This window comes from Streptomyces sp. NPDC048337 (assembly GCF_043201175.1).
Classification (GTDB): domain Bacteria; phylum Actinomycetota; class Actinomycetes; order Streptomycetales; family Streptomycetaceae; genus Streptomyces.
In genome coordinates this window covers 1-4408 of sequence record NZ_JBICYR010000058.1, presented here as the reverse complement: position 1 = coordinate 4408, position 4408 = coordinate 1, and the positions used below count along the sequence as shown (strand labels likewise).

Here is a 4408-nt window from a genome sequence, read left to right as displayed (position 1 = left end):
CGGCGCGCTGTGCCAACGAACCACCTCGCTGCGCTCGGTGGGGCTCGGCTTCGCCGAGCCAGGGCCGGCCCTTCGGGCCGGTGTCCTGCGCTTCGCTCCGGACGGTTCGGGTTTCGCTGCGCTCCACCCGAACGGCCCGCTTTGCGGGCCTGGGTGACCCCGTTTCACGGGGTCCGAGCCTTCGGCTCGTTGGGGTGTCCGCTCCGCTCCCACCCCAGGTCCTTCCGGCTCCGCCTCCAGGACCAGCCCGCTCCGCGGGCGGCTGGCAGCCGTGGGGGTGGGCTCGCCGTTTCCTGGTGCTGGGGGAAGGGCAATCGGTCCAGGCAGTCCAGCGCGCCAGGGGACGGCTCGCACTGCCCTGGGGCAAGGTGGGTCAGAAGGTATGCCACTCCTCAGCGGGGATGCAGTCCCACATGTCTCCGGTCCAGCCCTTGAAGAGGAAGACCGGCCGGGTCAAGACTATGTCACCGGCCCGCTGCACCCGGATGAACAGGCCCAGGTCGCCTGAGACCGGATTCCCGTCCACGGCATACTTCAGGTCCGTGTGCGCATGCTCCTTGGCATAGGCATGCAGCCAGTCCTCCGCCTCCGAGGGCACACGCCCGACCAGCTCCGTACCGTCCAGAGTGACCTGAGGACCATTCAGGGCATCGACAGCCACGGCCGCCAAGTGGCCCGCACTCGTGTAGTAGAGCGCCACCCCAGGATCGGGGTACCGCTCCCAGTTGGGCACCGGGCTGCGGTCGGGATACTCGGCGCACGAGCGTGTACGGGCCTCCGGGCCACTGAGTGCCGTGGCCGCCTCGTCTGGCCTCATTCCGAACTCCAAGGGCCCCACATCAACCAGCGGGCTCCACACCCACTGCTCACGATCCCCGTCCACTTTGACGTCCCACGGACCCAACGTCTTACTCCCCCACGGTCAGGTGATCCTTCTTGCGCCTCTTCGATCCCCCCAGACCATCACACCTCACACAGCTGCCGACAGCCAGGGCCGCCACCACTCTGTGACTCAATCTTGAGACCGGATGAACTCGGGAAACGAGGTTGAGCACCACACCTATGCAGCGGGGTCGCGTGTGTCGAGAACCAGCGAAACTGCGCAGCGCTCAACGAACTTGCGCAGTCAGTGCTCGTCAGTGCGGACATCCCGGAGTGTGGCTCGGGAGGCCGATGGGCAGCGAACGAGCATGATCGCGCAGGCTGCTTTCGTTCGCGAGGCCGGTCGAGTACCGTCCTCGGTCTTCCGCGTGGCTCCCCTGGAGGGAGAGACGACCTGGTCACTGATGTGCCGGACCGCCGCACACCACGGCCAGGAACCCGACTCGCTATCGGGGCACTGGGAGTGGAGGAACCATCAGCCCCGACATCCGGGCGGGACTCCACGCGCGGACGCAGACGTGCTGCTCAATCGGGCCGGTCGAGCCCTGCTGGCAGAACTTTGCCGGGTCGACGAGGAGATCCTCGAGCGGGCTCTGCCGTCGTGGCGGCACGGCGAGGAGCAGTTCACCGGGCAGGCGAGGGCTGCGGGAGGGGTGTGGCGGGTCGGTGCCACGGTGGTCGGGCCGGTGACGATCGGCTGCCGGCTCTGTGTGGCGCGGCGTAGCGGTCAGGCGGTGCGCGCGGTCCGCTACGCCGAGCGTTGGCAGCGGGCGTGCGAGCGGCATCACCGGTGGCAGCTGGATGCCGACGTCGATCACGGGCTGGAGAGGGTCTGTCAAAAGAACGGCTCTGTCCCGTAGTCGGTGGTGACGGTGGGTGCCTGTCAGGCGAGCAGGATGCGGCGGCGAAGGAGTTCGAATCCCGCGCGTCCGTGCATCTGTCTCATGATCCGTTTGGTGCGGGTGTTGACGCCTTCGGTGCGGCCGTTGTGGTAGGGCAGGGTGAGGCCGGCGTTGACGGCGGGCCGGTCAATTTCGAGGCCGTTGGTGAAGCTGTGCAGGTGGGGCAGTGCTGCGGCGCGGGCGGTCGTGATCCACTCGGTGAGCTTCAGGTCGTTTCCCTCGGCTGGTTTCAGCAGGGTGGCGAAGACGTGTATGAGATCGGCGAGTTGGGTCATCTCCGGGCAGGCCGCGGTGATCTTCTCCAGCAGGGCCGTTTCCTTCGGGCGCAGGTTTTCGGGGTCGGTAAGGAGGAGGCGGCCTGCGTGACGCGGCGTGGTGACGGGTCGGTCGCCTTCGGCGCGGCCTTGGTTGAGGTAGCGGACCAGCAGATTGGCGCTGCCGGTGTAGCCCAGGTCTCGAATCTCGCGCAGCAGATGGGTGACGGGGACGGCGGGGTCGGCCCGGCGTCGTTCGCGAAGGTGGTCGCGGTAGGGGTCGACGAGGGTCGGCCGGTAGGCGGGGGTGAGGCGCAGGGCCTGGGGTTCGGGCATGCGGGCGTAGCGTTTGACGGTGTTCAGGGCCAGGCTGAGGCGGCGGGCGCATTCGAGCAGGCCGACGCCCTGGCCGAGGAGATCGTGGATCTTGTTCCAGCGTTCGCGGGTGGTTTGCTCGCGTATGCCGCCGGGGCGGGGCGGGTTGATGGTGGCCCAGCAGCTGGCATGTGCGCGGATTTCGAGCAGGACCTTGTCGCAGAGGTTCCGCCAGAGGTGCCAGCGGTCGCTGACCTGCACCGCGTCGGGCAGAGCACGGCGGATGGCCTCGGCGTAGGTGGCCGATCCGTCCCGGCACACGACCTCGGCACCAGGATGTTCGCGCAGCCACTTCTCCAGGGTGTCCGCGGTGCGGTCGGACAGCACGTCGATCCGCTCGCCGGTCTCGGCGTCGGTCACGATGGTGGCGTAGCGGTGACGTCGCTTGAGCGCGAAGTCATCCACTCCGATCACCCGTGGGACCGCCCGCCTGGGCAGCGGCAGGCGCCGCAGATGGTGCAGCGCGGTACTGCGGGAAACGGGCACGGCCAGCAGGCCGGCCAGGCGGGCCGCCGCCCGGCCGCATAACTCCCGTGCCACCTGGGCAATCTGCCCGGCCAGCCGTACCGTGCGGCGCTGATGGCGCTCCAGCAGTCCGGGAATCTGCTCGCGGAAGGTCTGCCGTCGGCAGCCCAGGATCGGGCAGGCCAGCCGCCGTACGCGCAGGTGAACGACGACCTGGCGGCCGTCGACCGGCACGTCCGCCACCGTCCGGCGGTGATACCCATGGGCCTTCGCCGTCGGCGATCCGCACACCGGACACGGCACCGCCACATCCCGAGTGCGGGCCGTGACCACTATCGCGTCACCGCCATCCGCCACGTCCTCGACGACCAGCGCCGAAAGCCCGGAAAACACCGTCCCGACAAGGGAGTTGACATCCATCACAAGATCATGATCATGGACGGCTACTCGACGTCACCACCGACTACGGGACAGACCCGTTCGATTGACAGACCCGAGATAGGAGACCGGGGCCAAGCCGGCGCGTCTTCGGTCGGGGCCGTTGGGCTGGTAGGTCGTGATCCGTCTGGTGATCGGGTGATGGTGTCGTCGGTGCCGTATCCGTGGAATGTGGGCTTCGTTGCGAGGGCAGGCGGCTGCCAGTGGGTGCCGGGTTCGTCTCCAGGCCGGGCGCTGGTGAGCCGCGTAACTTCACAGAACAGGAGCCTTGACATGAGACGGACGTTGTGGCAGCGGATGGTCGGCCTGGCAACGGTCACAGGGCTGGGCGTGGTGGCGCCGTTCGCCGTAGGCGCGACACCTGCTTACGCCCAGCCCAGACTGGAGATCCTCAAGACGCACGAGGGCGACTTCGCACGAGGCGGGCAGGGCGTCTATCGCATCGACGTCAGCAACACGGGCTCGGAATTTACCCGCCGGATCCATGTCACTGACGAGCTTCCGCCAGGAATGAGAGCTGTGAGCGTGCAGAGCGAAGCCCCGTTCTCCTGCAGCATCGGGGGAGGCGGGGTCGTGATGGTCTGCAACGCCGACAGCTTGGGTGCCCCTCAGAGTGCGACGATCCTCATGACGGTCGAGGTCGCCGAGGACGCTCCTTGCACCATCGTCAACCGGGTCAGAGTGGGTGAGGACGGTGATCAGCCGAACCCCCTCCCTGAGGTCACGGACAGCGACCAAACCACCATCACCGGCGGCGAATGCGGTGACGGCAACGGCGGGAACGGGAACGGGGACGGGGACGGTTCGGGGTCGATCCTGCCGATCAACCTCGCCGGTGTCCTCCCGATGTTCAACAACATCACCACCAACAACAACATCGACAGCCCGGGCGCCAGCAACTACAGCCGTCAGCGCTTCGTTCTGAACAACCCCTGACCGCAGTCGGTACAGACTTGAAGGGGCACTCGCCATCTATGGCCACTGCCCCTCTTTTCTTGGCACTGTCACGTTGTCCGGGCGTCTGGGATGATCTTCGGGTTGTCGGTGTCCGGGAGGGGTGGGGGTTCGTGTCGTCTGCGTCGCCGTCGTACA

The 4408-nt window shown here is 67.5% G+C and carries 4 protein-coding genes; 2 read left to right on the top strand and 2 right to left on the bottom strand.

All coding sequences use genetic code 11. From position 1 onward, the window contains the following. Window positions 1–373: 373 nt before the first annotated feature. Complete coding sequence (locus ACGFYU_RS37810) at window positions 374–700, bottom strand: hypothetical protein (protein WP_393831831.1); 327 nt, start codon at window positions 698–700, stop codon at window positions 374–376. Window positions 701–1400: 700 nt separating this feature from the next. Here ACGFYU_RS37810 and ACGFYU_RS37805 point away from each other — a divergent pair. Then, a complete protein-coding gene (locus ACGFYU_RS37805) occupies window positions 1401–1742 on the top strand; it encodes a hypothetical protein (protein WP_393831830.1) in 342 nt (113 codons plus the stop codon). 23 nt (window positions 1743–1765) lie between these two features. Here ACGFYU_RS37805 and ACGFYU_RS37800 read toward each other — a convergent pair whose 3' ends face one another. Beyond that, window positions 1766–3271, bottom strand: a complete 1506-nt coding sequence (locus tag ACGFYU_RS37800) for an ISL3 family transposase (RefSeq protein ID WP_393820125.1) — start codon at window positions 3269–3271, stop codon at window positions 1766–1768. A 318-nt stretch (window positions 3272–3589) separates the two neighbouring features. Between ACGFYU_RS37800 and ACGFYU_RS37795 the strand changes: the two genes are divergently transcribed. Beyond that, window positions 3590–4252 carry a hypothetical protein gene (locus ACGFYU_RS37795; RefSeq protein ID WP_393831829.1) on the top strand — a complete coding sequence of 221 codons (663 nt, stop codon included), beginning with the start codon at window positions 3590–3592 and terminating at the stop codon, window positions 4250–4252. The last annotated feature ends 156 nt before the right edge of the window (window positions 4253–4408 follow it).

Coding starts and splice junctions, on each gene's coding strand:
- ACGFYU_RS37795 (WP_393831829.1), top strand. CDS start 3,590: ATGAGACGGACGTTGTGGCAGCGGATGGTCGGCCTGGCAACGGTCACA.